At 71.3% G+C, this 14,746-nt stretch carries 13 protein-coding genes and 3 pseudogenes; 10 read left to right on the top strand and 6 right to left on the bottom strand.

Going from position 1 to position 14,746, the window contains the following annotated elements; genetic code table 11:
• Window positions 1-87: 87 nt before the first annotated feature.
• The 4 genes and pseudogenes from AMK19_RS32185 to AMK19_RS32170 all read right to left on the bottom strand — a co-directional run bounded on the left by AMK19_RS32185 (window position 88) and on the right by AMK19_RS32170 (window position 2,217).
• Window positions 88-429, bottom strand: coding sequence for a hypothetical protein (locus AMK19_RS32185; RefSeq protein ID WP_073818759.1), 342 nt, complete (start codon window positions 427-429; stop codon window positions 88-90).
• A 16-nt stretch (window positions 430-445) separates the two neighbouring features.
• Window positions 446-808: a hypothetical protein gene (locus tag AMK19_RS32180; RefSeq protein ID WP_073818757.1), complete on the bottom strand. Its 363-nt coding sequence runs from the start codon at window positions 806-808 to the stop codon at window positions 446-448.
• A gap of 133 nt (window positions 809-941) precedes the next feature.
• Window positions 942-1,706 (bottom strand): annotated as a pseudogene (locus AMK19_RS32175) (transposase family protein).
• Window positions 1,707-1,830: 124 nt separating this feature from the next.
• Complete coding sequence (locus AMK19_RS32170; RefSeq protein ID WP_143200515.1) at window positions 1,831-2,217, bottom strand: hypothetical protein; 387 nt, start codon at window positions 2,215-2,217, stop codon at window positions 1,831-1,833.
• Window positions 2,218-3,028: 811 nt separating this feature from the next.
• Here AMK19_RS32170 and AMK19_RS32165 point away from each other — a divergent pair.
• The 9 genes and pseudogenes from AMK19_RS32165 to AMK19_RS32125 all read left to right on the top strand — a co-directional run bounded on the left by AMK19_RS32165 (window position 3,029) and on the right by AMK19_RS32125 (window position 11,445).
• Window positions 3,029-4,228 (top strand): annotated as a pseudogene (locus tag AMK19_RS32165) (IS110 family transposase).
• 193 nt (window positions 4,229-4,421) lie between these two features.
• Window positions 4,422-5,672, top strand: a complete 1,251-nt coding sequence (locus AMK19_RS32160; protein WP_073818753.1) for an IS256 family transposase — start codon at window positions 4,422-4,424, stop codon at window positions 5,670-5,672.
• Window positions 5,669-6,136, top strand: a complete 468-nt coding sequence (locus AMK19_RS32155; RefSeq protein WP_073818752.1) for a hypothetical protein — start codon at window positions 5,669-5,671, stop codon at window positions 6,134-6,136. Before AMK19_RS32160 ends, AMK19_RS32155 begins: the two co-directional genes overlap by 4 nt.
• A 175-nt stretch (window positions 6,137-6,311) precedes the next feature.
• Window positions 6,312-6,953, top strand: a pseudogene (locus tag AMK19_RS37760) (NF041680 family putative transposase); the annotation flags it as partial.
• A 641-nt stretch (window positions 6,954-7,594) separates the two neighbouring features.
• Complete coding sequence (locus tag AMK19_RS32150; protein WP_073818776.1) at window positions 7,595-8,101, top strand: GNAT family N-acetyltransferase; 507 nt, start codon at window positions 7,595-7,597, stop codon at window positions 8,099-8,101.
• Between the two features lie 433 nt (window positions 8,102-8,534).
• Window positions 8,535-9,377: an ATP-grasp domain-containing protein gene (locus tag AMK19_RS32140; protein WP_143200514.1), complete on the top strand. Its 843-nt coding sequence runs from the start codon at window positions 8,535-8,537 to the stop codon at window positions 9,375-9,377.
• Between the two features lie 46 nt (window positions 9,378-9,423).
• Window positions 9,424-9,837 carry a RidA family protein gene (locus tag AMK19_RS32135; RefSeq protein WP_073818745.1) on the top strand — a complete coding sequence of 138 codons (414 nt, stop codon included), beginning with the start codon at window positions 9,424-9,426 and terminating at the stop codon, window positions 9,835-9,837.
• Between the two features lie 166 nt (window positions 9,838-10,003).
• Window positions 10,004-11,215, top strand: a complete 1,212-nt coding sequence (locus AMK19_RS32130; protein WP_073818743.1) for a cytochrome P450 — start codon at window positions 10,004-10,006, stop codon at window positions 11,213-11,215.
• Window positions 11,212-11,445 (top strand): ferredoxin, encoded by a 234-nt coding sequence (locus AMK19_RS32125; protein WP_073818741.1) that lies wholly within the window; start codon window positions 11,212-11,214, stop codon window positions 11,443-11,445. Before AMK19_RS32130 ends, AMK19_RS32125 begins: the two co-directional genes overlap by 4 nt.
• Before the next feature lie 87 nt (window positions 11,446-11,532).
• Here AMK19_RS32125 and AMK19_RS32120 read toward each other — a convergent pair whose 3' ends face one another.
• The gene (locus tag AMK19_RS32120; RefSeq protein WP_073818739.1) at window positions 11,533-12,165 is read right to left on the bottom strand and encodes an AAA family ATPase; all 633 of its coding nucleotides are present in this window, start codon (window positions 12,163-12,165) and stop codon (window positions 11,533-11,535) included.
• A gap of 224 nt (window positions 12,166-12,389) precedes the next feature.
• Between AMK19_RS32120 and AMK19_RS32110 the strand changes: the two genes are divergently transcribed.
• Window positions 12,390-13,133, top strand: a complete 744-nt coding sequence (locus AMK19_RS32110; protein WP_073818737.1) for a dienelactone hydrolase family protein — start codon at window positions 12,390-12,392, stop codon at window positions 13,131-13,133.
• A 98-nt stretch (window positions 13,134-13,231) separates the two neighbouring features.
• On the opposite strand, the gene AMK19_RS32105 is transcribed toward AMK19_RS32110, so the two are convergent.
• Window positions 13,232-14,746, bottom strand: a complete 1,515-nt coding sequence (locus AMK19_RS32105; RefSeq protein WP_073818735.1) for an FAD-dependent monooxygenase — start codon at window positions 14,744-14,746, stop codon at window positions 13,232-13,234.

Genomic DNA, 14,746 nt, shown 5'->3' with positions numbered 1-14,746 from the left:
CACTCAATCAAGTTCAGTAGTCAGATCCTCCACACGGAGTCCCGCGGGGCAACCAACAACATGGTGCGGACAGGACCGATTTCCGACTCAGCCTGCCGGCTCGTCGGGCGGACGCAGCCACAGGTAGTTGTCGCGCTCCGCGGTGATCAGGGACAGGTTGCCGGCCTCGCTGGTTTGCGGACCGCACTCCAAACGGCGCTCGGCGCCCGCGGCCACGGTGACGACGACCTCCGGACTCGCGCACCAGTCGATCTTGAGTCGAACCGTGTGCGGCCCGGGTGGGAGATCCACCGAAACGGACTTGCCGCGACGGACCGTGGCGACGGCGGCGCCGTCGACCAGGATCGTGTAGGCCCGCCACTCGTCCCGCAGACGCGTGGAGTCACGGGTGACCCGCACGCTTCCGACCGCGGAGGCCCGATCGTTCATGACGTCTCTCGCCTTCCTAACGTGCCGTTGGGTGTCGACGACGGGTCGACATGGTGCCGGGCTGGTCCCGCAGGTGCGGCGGGACCAGGAACCGCGGCCGGTTGAAGCAGACGATCGCGATCGCCGTCCAAGAGGTGGTGACGACGCCGACGAGGAGGATCAGCAGCACGACCACCAGGGCCACGGACGGCCGCGGCGGATTCGCGCCTCCTATGGCACCCACGGCTTTGAGGTATCCGCCCAGGCCGATCATCACGCCGAGGAAGTAGTGGAACACGCCGAGCACCAGCAGGGCACGCTCCACTCCGGCCTGCACGGCGGGTGTGGCGAGTACCACCGCCCGGGGCGCGAAGGGGGCCTGGCCTCGCCAGCTCCGCATCCCACGCCGGACGGCCACCGTTCCGGACCCCAAGGCGCACAGGGCGACAAGCGTTGTAACGATCATCTTTCAGGCCTACCAGTCGAAGAAGTCGGCGACGACGTTGATCATCCCATTCGCCACATTGAGCCTTTCAGCGGTGACGCTCCAGGGCGAGGACTGCCTTGGCTGCTGACGTCAGCCGGTTCGGGCTGCAACGTGCGTGGCGGAAGATTCGCCGGCGCTTGACGGCGGCGACTTGACGGTGACGACGCCGCGTTCGACGGGGTGACGGAGCCGGGCGTGGGCCCGGTTCGGCGGCCGCTGCCCAGCGGTCAGCTCCTTGCGGGCGGGGCGTCTGGTCGGCACTGCGAACGTTCCGCCGGCACCTGTGTGCGCCATGTCGGCCAGTGCGGGGATACGTAGCCGGGCGCAGGTCCTGACGATGCGGTGGGTGCGGGCGGCGGTGAGGTCGTGGGTACGGCCGGGCAGGGCGCGGGAGATCCACACGAGCTTGCCCGTCGGGCCGGTGATGACCTGGTGGTTCACGCCGTGGCGGCGGTGCTTGCCGGAGTGGTCGGCGCGGCCGTCGCCGACGCGGTCGCACTCGGCGAGGGTTCCGCCGACCAGGACGTATTCCGGGTCGGCCTCACGCAGGGCACGGGTCAGGCCGGGCGCGCGCCGGGCGAGGAGGTCGGTGACCTGGTGGACGTAGGCATGGGCGGTACCGACGCTGATCCGGAAGCCGGCGGCGATCTGGGCGAGGGTTGTCGTGCTTGCGCAGGTACACCAGCGCGACCAGAGCCCGCTGCGAGGGCCGGAGCTTGCACCTGCGGTCGCCCTCCCGGGTGACGATGAGCATCGTGACCCACTCGACGGGCGCGCGCGGCAGGTCCAGTGCGGCAGGATATGTGACCAACGAGGCTCCCTGGCTGGTTGGTTGAGACGTGAGACATCTCGCTCAACCGCCCGGGAGCCTCGTTCGTTCTGCTCCCATCCCGAGCACCCTGCCGTCACCCGAACGGTGCCCGCCTTGAAAAGGCTCACCGCCTGCGGAACGGCTTGGCCGGCGTCGGCCCACTGGTCGGCGTCAGTTCGTCCACCCCGGCCCCCTTCTTCGTGATGAGCAGTTCGACTTCACACGGAAGACCCGGCTTGAAGAAGTCCGGCAGGACGATCCCGATGCCCGGCCCGGCAGAGGGCAGTTCCTTGTAGTGCCAGGTGGCGCCACCGATTTCTCTGACAGATGGAGACTGCGCAAGCTCGGAATGGCACAGGGATTCGAGAATTTTCGCATCCCCCATCCGCCCATCGGGGTGGATCTCCAATCGCTCCTCACCGGCCGCCCAATTTCCCGTCACATCCGGATGGCCCTCCTTCCCGGAGAACGTTGCACAGGCTCCGATCAGCAACATGCCGAGCAATGCCACCGCACAGAATGAAAGCATTTGAACATTCGATGACCGACGCTTCAATTTCCCCCCCCAATAAATCCCTGCACAGTGGGCCAAAATCCGCCAGAGTGGCAGGGGTCATATCGCCCCTGCCACCCCGACTACCTATCCGATCGCGATGAACCTGCCCTAATGCCCGGCCATGATCATGTCATACATCGCGTCCTTCTTGGCATAATCTCCGCTCGCCAAGTAGCCGCGAGCCTGGTCGAGAATATATTGCCTTGCGGCGCCCTTCCCGTCATGCTGCTTTCCGTAGTCGATTGCCGGCGCTGTACGCCCGCAACGCTGCCAACGGCCAGGTCTGGTACTACAAGCCCGACCGTGCTGACCAACCTGGCGATCGCTGCCATTCTCGGCACCGACAATGGCCCGACCGCCCGGTCAAGGTCTCCGACGGTCTCACTGCCGCGGCGTTTCCCGTGCTGCAGGCCGCCGACATCAACCGTGACGGCACCGTCGACCTCTGGTCGGTCGCGCCCAACGGCATTGTCACCGCCCGCCTGTTCAACGGCACGACGCCGACCGCGCAGACCAGCCAGACCCTGCCCCCCCCGTTACCTTTTTGGTGGCCCCGCAACGGGGCTCCCGGCCTCCGGCCCGGCATGACTGTTCCCCCCTGTAGTTCGCATGATCCGGGGGGGTGGTGTCACCGGACCGGAGGCATCGGTAGACCGCTGATAGAGGCAGGACCACCAGCTCGCTGGGAGGCTCTTCGTAACGTGGATGCCGGCGACCGGTGCCACGCCAACGAGGCCGGGACAGCACGACCTCGTGAAGGATCAGCGTGATCGACACCAGCGATGTGGACGTCTTCCTCGGCCTGGACGTCGGCAAGGGCGAACACCACGGAACCGCCGTCACCCGGGCCGGCAAACGGGCCTTCGACAAGCGGCTGCGAACAGCGAACCCAAGATGCGGGCCGTCTTGGACAAGCTCACCGCCAAGCACGGCACCGTCCTGGTCGTCGTCGACCAGTCCGCCTCCATCGGCGCCCTGCCCTGGCGGTCGCCCGGGACGCCGGCTGCCGCGTCGCCTGCCTGCCCGGCCTGACGACGCGCCGCATCGCCGACCTCTACCCCGGCGAAGCCAAGACCGACGCCCGTGACGCCTTCGTCATCGCGGACGCCGCCCGCACCATGCCGCACACCCTGCGCGGCATCGAGCTCACCGACGAGACCATCGCCGACCTGGAGATGATCGTCGGCTTCGACGACGACCTCGCCGGCGAGGCCACCCGCATCGCCAACCGCCTGCGCGGCCTGCTCACCCAGATCCACCCGCACCTGGAACGCGTGCTGGGGCCAAGGATCGACCACCCGGCAGTCCTGGCCTTGCTGGACGGTTCGGCTCACCGGCCGCTCTGCGCAAGGTCGGACGCCGCCGCCTGCTCGATGCCGCCCGGCCGCTGGCCCCACGCATGTTCGAGCGCCTGGTCGAGGACATCCTCAGCGCGCCGGACGAGCAGACCGTCGTCGTCCCGGGCACCGAGGCGGCCGCGCTGATCGTGCCGAGCCTGGCCGGCTCGCTGAGGGCCGTCCTCGACCAACGCAAGCTCCTGGAGAAGCGGATCCAGGAACTGCTCGACGAGCACCCGCTGTCGCAGATCCTGACCTCCATGCCCGGCATCAGCACCAGAACCGGTGCCCGGGTCCTGATCGACGTCGGCGACACGAGCGCGTTCCCGACCGCAGCCCACCTCGCCTCCTACGCCGGCATGGCCCCCGCGACCCGCAGTTCCGGATCCTCGATACGCGGCGAACAGCCCTCCCGCCGCGGCAACAAGCAGCTGAAACGGGCGTTCTTCCTGGCCGCGTTCGCTTCCCTCGCCGACCCGGCCTCACGGACCTACTACGACAAGAAGATCAGCCAGGGCAAGCGGCACACCCAGGCCCTCCTCTGCCTGGCCAGACGCCGGGTCGACGTCCTGTACGCCATGCTCCGCGACGGCACCCTCTACCAGTCCCGGCCAGCCGGAACGTCCTGAATCACCGAGACTCCGGATCTCCACAAACCGGACAGTCGTACTCGTCCACAGAGTCCGCCGCGACCAAATGACGAGCAATGCTCAGGACTTGTGGATCGGTTCCGGGAGGGCATGCCGAAGGCGTACCTTCCCGAATGATCCGTAAGGTCTCCGAGTAGGCCCGTGTTGCAGCGCGGGTCGGGAAGGTACGCCCATGCTCAGCGTAGTCACCGACGACGGCTCCACACAGTCCGGCTCCCTGATCGACGAGATCGTGCGGGAAGGCGCCCGGCGGATGCCGGCCGCCGCACTGGAGGCGGAAGTCAACCAGTGCATAGCCGAGTTGGCTGCCGAGCGAGACGAGCGAGGGCACCGCCTGGTGGTCCGCAACGGCCACCACCGGCCCCGGACCGTGGTCACCGCGGCCGGCCCGGTTGCGGTCACCGCGCCGCGGGTGAACGACCGCCGCGTCGACGAGGTCAGCGGCGAGCGCAAGCAGTTCTCCTCGAAGATCCTGGCGCCGTGGTGCCGCAAGTCGCCGAAGATCTCCGAGGTGCTGCCGCTGCTCTACCTGCACGGCCTGTCGTCCGGCGACTTCGTGCCCGCGCTGGAGCAGTTCCTCGGCGGCACGGCCGGCCTGTCGGCCGCGACCGTGACCCGGCTGACGAAGCAGTGGAGCGACGACCACGCCGCCTTCCAGACCCGGGACCTGTCGGATCGCGACTTCGTCTACGTCTGGGCTGACGGCGTGCACCCGAAGGTCCGGCTCGGGCAGGCCCACTCGTGCGTCCTGGTCCTGCTCGGGGTCCGGCTGGACGGCACGAAGGAGCTGATCGCTCTGGCTGAGGGGCTGCGGGAGTCCACCGAGTCGTGGGCGGACCTGCTGCGGGACTGTCGCCGGCGCGGAATGCGCGACCCCGAGCTGGTCATCGGCGACGGCGCCATGGGCCTGTGGCAGGCACTCGCCGAGGTGTTCCCAGCGGCCAGGCCGCAAAAGTGCTGGGTTCACAAGGCCCGCAACGTCACCAACTGCCTGCCCAAGTCCGCGCAGCCCGGCGCGACGAAGGCGATGCAGGAGATCTGCAACGCCGAGGACCGCAGCCACGCCGAGAAGGCGATCGAGGCGTTCGCGAAGACCTGCGGGGCGAAGTTCCCGAAGGCCGTTGCGAAGATCACCGAGGACCGGGACGAACTGCTTGCGTTCTACGATTTTCCGGCCGAGCACTGGATTCACCTGCGGACCACGAACCCCATTGAGTCGACCTTCTCCACGGTCAAGCTCCGTACCAAGGTCACGCGAGGTGCGGGCAGTCCTGCGGCTGCGCTCGCGATGGTGTTCAAGCTGGTCGAGTCCGCTCAGGCGCGATGGCGCGCGATCACCGGAGCCCACCTCGTGTCCCTGGTCCGCGCCGGCGCGCGGTTCGAGAACGGGGTCCTGGTCGAGCGCGGGGAGCAGGCCGCTTGAGCGTCAACGACGTCCTGCAGAACCCGGACGAGCACGTCCGCTTCGCGGCCTACCTCGACGAGCTGGGGCGCGTTGCCGAACCGGACGAGGTCGACCTGGTCAGCCGCGTGCTCACCGATCCGGACCAGACGATGGCCCAGTCCGCTGTGCTGCGTCACCTGGACCGTCGAGCCGCCGGCCTCTACCCCGGTCCCGTATACCAGGGGTGGGTGCAGGCGATGACCCAGGCCACGCTCGACCACCCCTTCCTGGCTCAGCGCCTGCGGGAGTGGTCACTGTTCCGCGCCGTCACGCTCAAGCTGCCGTGGCAGCCGGACGACCTGCTCGCGTCATCCAACTGGCTCCAACTAAAGACCGCCGCCGGGACGAACACCAAGGCCATCGAGCTTCTCGCCGAAGCCGGTCGCACCAAGCGGATCCGCAACACCGCGAAGGCCACCCTCAGCCACCGCAGCGAGAGTTGAAAATCAGCTCACCCACAACTCTTGACTATTGCTCTCAAATGACCACAGAAGTCACAAGGCCGCAGGCCCTCATCGGCATTGCACCGGAACAGTCGGCTCGTCTCCCACACACGCCAGGGTGTCAGACCACCTCCCGACAGCCACCGGCCCCTTGACCAAACACATAGAGGCACGTTATGGCGTCGCAGATGCGATCACATGGGACCGGATGCACCCCAGGCTCGCCCACCGCGGCCCGTGGCTCGACCATGCGGAGGAGGAACTGCCTGTCCTGCACGGCACGTTGATCTGCCTGAAAAGTGAGCACCTGCCCGGCGACCACGAACCGAAGCCGGTCTGGTTGTGGTGCTCGGCCGTCAACGCTGCCTCGGCGGATGTGAACCGCTGGTGGCAGTCGTTCCTGCGACGATTCGACTTGGAGCGCACTTTCCGGCTGATGAAGCAGACACTCTCGGCTGGACCGCCCCGAAGGTCCGCCGCGCGGATACCGCCGACCTGTGGACTTGGCTGATCATCGCCGCCCACACCCAACTCCGCCTCGCCCGACCGCTCGCTGAGGACCTTCGCCGCCCTTGGGAACCCCTGCCGAACCCCGCCGTCTCACCCCAGCCCGGATGAGGCGGGGGTTTCGCAACGTCCGCGCGACGGCGACCCGCCCGGCCGCTGCACCGAAACCGTCCCGGACCGGACCGGACCGGGACGGCCTCCCGGCTCGAAGAACAAGTGCCGGGCCAAGCGCCACGACGTTGGCAAGACCATCAAACGGGCTGAGTCGATCAAGGAGCACCACGCTCAGCGAGGTCAAACGTCAAGCTGAGTCGGATATTTGTCGTTGGTCTGGTGTGAGCCGTCCTGGACCGAAGATCCCGCCCATGGTGCTGACCGGGGCCGAGCGGGAGATGTTGCAGTCGTGGGTGCGTCGCCGGTCGAGCGCGCAGGCGCTGGCCCTGCGCTCGCGAATCGTGCTGGAAAGCGCCGAGGGTCATGCGATCGCCGAGGTCGCCCGGCAGCTCGGGATGGTGGCCGTTCCCGTTCCCGCCATCGGCCAGCACCTCAACCCCGCCATCTGTCACGGAACAGCCAGAGCACTCGCTGGCCGGCGTGATGACGCCAAAGCCACCACGGCAGCAGCCGGTGGTCCACGAAAGACCACAGGTCATCGTCGGCTTCGTTGCCGCGAGGAAAGCCGCGCAGCAGATCGAGACATCGCTGATCCACGGAGCGGTGCAGCCGGGCCACGTGGGCCAGGGCAACAACGCCCTGGCGGCGGATCGGCTGTCGGTGCTGCGCGGCGGCCCGCTGGAGGCCGCCGAGGTCCGCCGGGTCGCCACGGGCCGGCCGGCGGCAGCGTGCGGCCCTCGGGGTGGCCGACCGGAGCAGGTCGTGGTGGGCGCCCCGGTGGCGGCGGTGGCGGGGGTGGGCGTCGGGGCGAGCGGTCGGGGCGTGCAGAATGGCGGCATGCGGGTACGAACGGTGCAGGTCGAGGAACTGTCGGTGCTTCAGGAGATCGAGCGGGCCGCCGGCCGCTGGTTCCACGAGGTGGGGATGCCGGAGATCGCGGAGGACGAGCCGCTGTCGGTCGAGGAGTTGACGCAGTACGTCGAATCGAGGCTGGCGTGGGTGGCGGTGGACGACGCGGACCGTCCGCTGGCGTACCTGATCGCCGAGCGGGTGGACGACGCGCTGCACGTCGAGCAGGTGTCGGTGCATCCGGACGCCGCGCGGCAGGGTGTCGGACGGGCGCTGTTGGAGCATGCGGCGCAGGTCGCGGCGGCCGAGGGGCTGCCCGCGCTGACGTTGACCACGTTCGCGGAGGTGCCGTGGAACGCGCCGTACTACGAGCGTTGCGGGTTCCGGCCGGTGCCGGCGGACCGGCTCGGCCCGGAGCTGCGGGAGGTGCGGGCGCGGGAGGTCGCGCACGGCTTGGACCGCTGGCCGCGGCTGGCGATGCGCCGTACCCTCTGAGCCACCCGGCGGCCCGCCCGGCTTCCGGCGACTGCCGCACCGCCCCCGGTGCGGGGCGGACGAACGGGGGAGGAACCGGCCATGGCGGTGGGCAACACCGGTGAGGGGCCGCTGGAGTCGACGGCGGTCGCGCACGCGCCGGGCAAGGAGGGCCGGTGGCCGGGCACGACCCGGTCGCACGAGCCGTTCGCGGCAGGGCATCGGCCGGATTCGGTCACGACGTGGCCGTACGGCAGTTGCTGCCACCTGACGGACGAGCCGGGAGCGCCGGTCGACCTCGCGGACTGGGGGTGCCCGCAGCTTCCGCCGGCCTGCTGATCCGGGGCAGCCCGGCAGAGGCGGCGGCTGCGGCTGCGGCTGCTGCGGCCACGGCTGCTGCGGCGGCGGGAAAACCGCTGGCCGGACGGCCTCTCGGCACATCATGATCGTCGCCATGAACACTTCCGCCGCCACCCTGCTGCTCGCGCCCCGGATCAACGAGACCGGTCTGCAGTTGCGCACGGCTGCGGGCCGGCGCGGGATGCGGGCGTTCACGGCGTCCTCCTGGCGCGCCCCACGGGAGCTGACGAATCGTCAGGTCCACCTGTACGGCGGCCCGTTGTTCGCGGACGCGGTCGGCGGGGCGCTCGGGCTCGGCCTGTTGGAGCCGTCGCCCGCGTGGCTGGCCATGCTCCCCCGCGAACTGACCGGCCGTGACGTCGAGTTGACGACGCTCGCGGCGGCCCGGCGGCTGTCGCGTCCGGCGTTCGTGAAGGCCCCGGCGGACAAGCACTTCGCGGCGCGGGTGTACGGCGACGGAAGCGAACTGCCGGGCCCGGAGCTGCTGGACGGAAATGTGCCGGTGCTGGTCAGCGAGGTGGTGCGGTTCGCCGTCGAGTACCGGCTGTTCGTGCTGGACGGCGCGGTGCGGGCCGCCTCCCGGTACGCCCGCGACGGCGAACTGTCCATTGCCGCACCGGAGTCGGACGCACCGGAGTCGGACGGCCCGGAGTCGGACGGCCCGGAGTCGGACGGCCCGGAGCTGTCGGCGTTCGCGGCGCAGGTGCTGGCGGCCTCGGCCGAGTGCGCGCCGCTGCCGAGCGCGGCGGTGGTGGACGTCGGCCGCACGCCGGGGGGTTGGGCGGTGGTGGAGGCCAACGCGGCCTGGGCGAGCGGCGGTTACGCGTGCGAGCCGGACGCGGTGCTGGACGTGGTGCTGCGGGCGGCCGGCCCGCTCGGCCGACTCCCCGACTCCGACCGGGCGTTCCTGCGCGAGCTGCCGCGGGTCGAGGGCTGATCCCGGGTCGAAATCGGCGTGCGTCCGCCCGCGCCGGTGCGCGAGGATGATCGTCATGACTTCCTCGCACCTCACCCACATCGCCGAGCCGGCGGGCGTCGCCCCGGCCGCCCACTACACCCATGTGGTCACCGGCACGGGCCGCCTGGTCCAGGTCTCCGGGCAGGTCGCCCTCGACGAGCAGGGCCGGGTGGTCGGCGACGGCGACGCGGCGGCCCAGGCCCGGCAGGTGTTCGCGAACCTGGACCGCTGCCTGGCGGCGGCCGGTGCAGGCTTCGCGGACGTCGTCAAGCTGACCATTTTCGTCACCGACATCGGGTACCTCCCGGCGATCCGCGAGGCCCGCGAGGCGTACCTCGACCCGGCCCGGCTGCCGGCGAGTTCGGCGATGCAGGTGGTGGCGCTGTTCCGGCCGGAGCTGCTGATCGAGATCGAGGCGCTGGCCGTCGTCGCCGGCTGACGGACCCCGCGTTCACTCGAATTCACTCGAAACAATTTCCGTCTCCCGTCCACCAGTTGGGATTCCACGGTGGCTGGATTCCATGCTGCTGCGGGGCCGGTGTGCCGCATACGGTCGGGTGTGGCTGCCGGTCGGCAGTCCGCAGTCTCTCGCCAGGAGGACGGAATTGACCGCCGCCGCGCACCCCGAGGCATCCGAAGCACAACCGCTGGTGCCCCTGCACTGCCTGCTGCGCGCCGAGCCGGGCCCGCCGAGACTGGCGGCGCTGCCGACCGGCACCCCGGTGTGGGTGCTGACCCGGCACGCGGACGTCCGGCAGGCGCTGGCGCACCCCGGCTTCGGCCGGGCCACGCTGTACGCGCCGGACGCGCCGCCGCTGACCCTGACGCCGAACATCCTGGACGACCCGGCGTCGATGCTGAACAGTGACGGCCCCGACCACCAGCTGATCCGCCGCACCGTGCAGCGCGCGTTCACGCCGCGGGCGATCGAGCGCTGGCGGCCCTGGGTGGACGGCGTGGTACGGGAGTTGGTGGACGACCTGGCTGCCTCCGGCTCGCCCGCGGACGTCGTCGCGGCGCTCACCAAGCCGCTGCCGGTGCGGGTGATCAGCCGGCTGATGGAGCTGGAGGGCCTGGACATCGACCGGCTCGGCCACTGGAGCGACCACGCGCTGTCCACCACGGCCTACACCGCCGAGGAAATCGGCACCGCCATAGGGGAGTTCAGCGAGTTCGGGTACCAGCTGGTGCTGGCCCGGCGGAAGAACCCCGGCGAGGACCTGGTGAGTTCGCTGGTGCAGGCCGCCGACCAGACCGGCGGGGTGACCGAGGCGCAGCTGACCTCGCTCACCATCGGCCTGGTGATCGCCGGCCACGAGACCACCATGACCAGCTTCGGCAATGCGCTGGTGTACCTGCTGGACGCCGAACACGCGGACGCCTGGCGGCGGATCGGCGAGGACCTGTCGGCGGCGACCGCCGCGACCGAGCAGATCCTGCGCACCGTCCCGCTCGGCGACCGCACCTCCGCGCCGGGGCAGCTGCGCCGGGCGGTCACCGACGTCGAGATCGGCGGGGTGCTGATCCCCGAGGGCGCGATCATCGCCTGCGACAGCACCTCCGCGAACCTCGACCCGGAGGTCTACCCGCCGGGCCCGACCGACCTGTTCGCGCCGCTCGGCACCCCGTCGCTGACCTTCGGCGCCGGCCCGCACCACTGCCTCGGCGCCTGGCTGGCCCGGATGGAACTCGAACTCGGCCTGCACCACCTCGCCCGCGTCCTGCCCGAACTGCGCCTGGCCACCCCGGTCGAGGACATCGCCTGGCGCACCGGACTGCTCACCCGCAGCCCGCTGCGCCTGGAGGTCGCCTGGTGAGCGCCGCACCCGTCGCCGTGACGGTCGACCAGGCCCGCTGCATCGGCAGCGGCCTGTGCGCCCGCACCGCCCCCGACGCGCTCACCCTGGCCCCCAACGGCCGCGCCACCCCCGTCCACCCCACGACCGCCCCCTCCGACGACCTCACCGAGGCCGCCGAAATGTGCCCCGTCGAGGCCATCGCCGTCCGCAACCCCACCACCGGCGAACTCCTCGCCCCGGTCTGGTAGCCGCCGCCCCGGCCCCGGCCGGTGTCCGACGCAAGGCCGCACTGCGGCCCCGGACACCGCCCGGGGCCGCGCCGCGCCCGACCGCGTTCAGTCGAGGCGCAGGTGGCGGATTTTGACGGCGGCGCGGCGGAGGGCGGCGTGGAGGGGGGTGTCGGTGTCGGGGGTGGGGCGCAGGCCGGTGAGGTGGGCGATGCGGTCGGCGACCTGGGTGACGGTCAGGCGGTCGGTGGGCAGGTGGGTGGCGAAGGCGGGTTCGGCGAGGCGGCGCAGGCAGTCGTCGAGGCGGCGGACGGCGAAGCTCTCGCCGCCGGCGGGTGCGGGCAGGTGCGCGAGGCGGCGCAGGTGGTGCACGGGTTCGCGTTCGGCGAGTCGGCGCAGCACCGTGGCGCGGTCCGCGAGCAGCGCGAAGTGCCGGACGTCGTGGCCGAGTTCGCGCAGTCGGCCGACGGTTTCGGCGAAGTACGCCGGCTCGGTGACGGTCATCGGGACGATCAGCGGTCCGGGGTGGCGACGGGCGGCGAGGTCGAGCATCTCGACGGTGCCGGTGCGCCAGGCGGGCAGGTCCTGGAAGTCGCCCCGCAGCGCGGGCGGGAGCATCCGGTGGAGGCCGAAGCCGAGGTGCTCGGGGTCGCAGACGGCGGCGCCGGGCAGGCGGCGGGCCAGGTTGTGGGCGGTCTGTGTCTTGCCGCCGCCGAACGGTCCGTTGATCCACACCAGCATGGCCGGTACCTCCGTACGGCCGCCCGCCGTCCTTCGGGGTTCGCGTCGAAATCCGTTTGCCGGAGCAGGGCGGCCGCTGCTACGTTTCCGAAAGCCGTGCGAGAGAACAAGGAGGTGGTACCCGTGAACGCAGGATCGACATGGGTGCTCTCCTCCGGGGTCACGGTCGGACGATAGGTCGTCCGGGAGCGCCGTTTCAAACCGCACTCCCGAAAGGCACGACCGTGCACTTCACTTCCGAGCAGCGCCACGACGACGGCGTCCTCGAACGCGAATTCTCCCTCGGCGACATCCCGGGCATTCTCTGGACGCCCCCTTCCGCGTCCGCCGACGCGCCGGTTCCGCTGATCCTGGTCGGTCACCCGCCGCTCGGTCTGCGCAGGATGTATCCCCGGCTGGCGGGGCGGGCCCGCCACTACGCGGCGCAGTACGGTTTCGCCGCGGCCACCATCGAGCTTCCCGGCAGCGGCGAGCGTCCGCACTGGCCCGAGCTCGAGCAGGCCCGGGCGCGGATGCGCGAGACGCTGGCCGCGGGCGAGCCGCTCTCCGGCGAGATCGTCGACGCGCTGGTCCTCCCCCTGGTCGAGAAGGCCGTCCCGGAGTGGCGGGCCGCCATCGACGCCTGCCTCGCGCTGCCGGAGATCGACGGCCCGGTCGGCTACGAGGGCGGGGTGATCTCCATCGGCGTCCGGCTGGCGGCGGTCGAGCCGCGCGTCGCGGCCGCCGCCCTGTTCGCGGGGAGCTTCGTGCCGACCGCGATGTTCGAGGAGGCCCGGCGGGTCTCCGTTCCGCTGCTGGTGCTGCTGCAGTGGGACGACGAGGGCAACGACCGGCAGGCCGCGCTGGATCTGTTCGACGCCCTGGGTTCGAAGGAGAAGACCCTGCACGCCAACCTGGGCGGCCACACCGGCGTCCCGCACCACGAACTCGACGCCGGCGCACGGTTCTTCGCCCGGCACCTGAGGTGACCGGCGCCTGTCCCTGACGGATCGTCCCGCCGGCCGGCTCACAACCGGTCGGCGGGCTCACGTCCCGCCGGTCGGCGGGCTGCGGGCGCCGCGCGGCGCTACCGGCGGGCGAGCGTCGCCGTGACGGCGGCGCGGGCGGGCCCGGCGGGGTCGGCGTCGGTGGACAGCCAGGCGAGGTGGCCGTCGGGGCGGACCAGGGCCGCGGTGACCCTGGCCCAGTCGGGGCGGCCGGAGGCCGGCGGGCCGGTACGGACGTCGAGGCCCGGCGTGGTGTCGTGGACCAGCGGCGCGAGCGGCGACGGCGCGCCGGGGGCGGTGGTGAGGTCGAGCAGGACGTAGCGGCCGCGGCGCAGCAGCGACAGCAGCGTGCCGCCGCCGTGGACGGCGAGGTCGGGGGCGCGGGTGCCGGTGAGCGGGTGGGCGTCGGGGGCGCCGGAGGCGTCCGCGGGCGGGTAGCCGACGGCGATCCCGGCGGCGCGCCGGGCCAGGGCGTCGGAGAACTCGGGTACGGTGCCGATGAGTTCGGCCAGCAGTCCGCGCAGCGCGAGGTTCTCGGGGGTGTGGCTGGTCATCAGTCCGGTCTGGGCGCTGGTGCTGCGCAGCAGTTCCTGTCCGACCGGGTGGCGTTCGGCGTGGTAGCTGTCGAGGAGGCCGTCGGGGGCGGTGCCGGCGAGGGTCTGGGCGAGTTTCCAGCCGAGGTTGCCGGCGTCGGCCAGGCCGACGTTGAGGCCGGGGCCGCCGGCGGGGAAGTGGCTGTGCGCGGCGTCGCCGGCGAGCAGCACCCGGCCGTGGCGGTAGCGTTCGGCCTGTCGGGCGGCGTTGCCGACGATCGAGATCCAGCGCGGGTCGCGCATGCCGAGGTCGGTGCCCATGACTCTGCGGACCCGGGTGCGGAGTTCCTCGACGTCGAGGTCCTCGGGCTTTTCCTGGGCGGTGCGCGCGTCGCTGCCGACGACCCGGTGGAACCCGCCGGGCAGTGGGAACAGCAGGACGGTGCCGTGCTCGTTGGACGCGGACTGCATGGCCGGCGGGGCGTCGAGCGTGACGTCGGCCAGCCAGGACCACCGGGTGGCGGCCCGGCCGGGGAAGCCGATGCCTGCGGCGGCGCGGACGGTGCTGCGGCTGCCGTCGCAGCCGATCAGGTAGGCGGCGTCCAGGCGTCGGCGTCCGGCGGGGGTGTCGGCCTCGACGGTCACCGCGTCCTCGTGCTGGGCCAGGCCGGTCACCCGGTGCTCGCGCAGCACGCGGACGCCGACGGCCTCGGCGTGGGCGCCGATGAGCTGCTCGGTGCGGACCTGCGGCAGCAGGAGCATGAACGGGTAGGGCGTGTCGAGCCGGGAGAAGTCCATCCGGCGGGTGAGCGCGGCGAAGTGTCCGCCGGGCATCCGCAGTCCTTCGGCGAGGAAGGGCTCCACCAGCCCGCGGGCGGCGAACAGTTCGAGGGTGCGCGGGTGGACGGCGAGGGCCCGGGAGTGCGGGTCGGGTTCGGTCCGGGTCTCCAGCACCGTCACGTCGACGCCGTACAGCCGCAGTTCGCAGGCGAGCCACAGTCCGACGGGCCCGCCGCCGGCGATGACGACCTCGTGTGCGGCGGTGTGCGTTCCTCCGAGCAT

The organism is Kitasatospora sp. CB01950 (assembly GCF_001905465.1).
Classification (GTDB): Bacteria; Actinomycetota; Actinomycetes; order Streptomycetales; family Streptomycetaceae; genus Kitasatospora.
The sequence above is the reverse complement of the archived record's forward strand: the minus strand, read 5'-3'. Positions and strand labels throughout refer to the sequence as shown.

Coding starts and splice junctions, on each gene's coding strand:
- AMK19_RS32185 (WP_073818759.1), bottom strand. CDS start 429: ATGAACGATCGGGCCTCCGCGGTCGGAAGCGTGCGGGTCACCCGTGAC.
- AMK19_RS32180 (WP_073818757.1), bottom strand. CDS start 808: ATGCGGAGCTGGCGAGGCCAGGCCCCCTTCGCGCCCCGGGCGGTGGTA.
- AMK19_RS32160 (WP_073818753.1), top strand. CDS start 4,422: ATGCTCAGCGTAGTCACCGACGACGGCTCCACACAGTCCGGCTCCCTG.
- AMK19_RS32150 (WP_073818776.1), top strand. CDS start 7,595: ATGCGGGTACGAACGGTGCAGGTCGAGGAACTGTCGGTGCTTCAGGAG.
- AMK19_RS32140 (WP_143200514.1), top strand. CDS start 8,535: ATGAACACTTCCGCCGCCACCCTGCTGCTCGCGCCCCGGATCAACGAG.
- AMK19_RS32135 (WP_073818745.1), top strand. CDS start 9,424: ATGATCGTCATGACTTCCTCGCACCTCACCCACATCGCCGAGCCGGCG.
- AMK19_RS32120 (WP_073818739.1), bottom strand. CDS start 12,165: ATGCTGGTGTGGATCAACGGACCGTTCGGCGGCGGCAAGACACAGACC.
- AMK19_RS32105 (WP_073818735.1), bottom strand. CDS start 14,746: ATGCTCGGAGGAACGCACACCGCCGCACACGAGGTCGTCATCGCCGGC.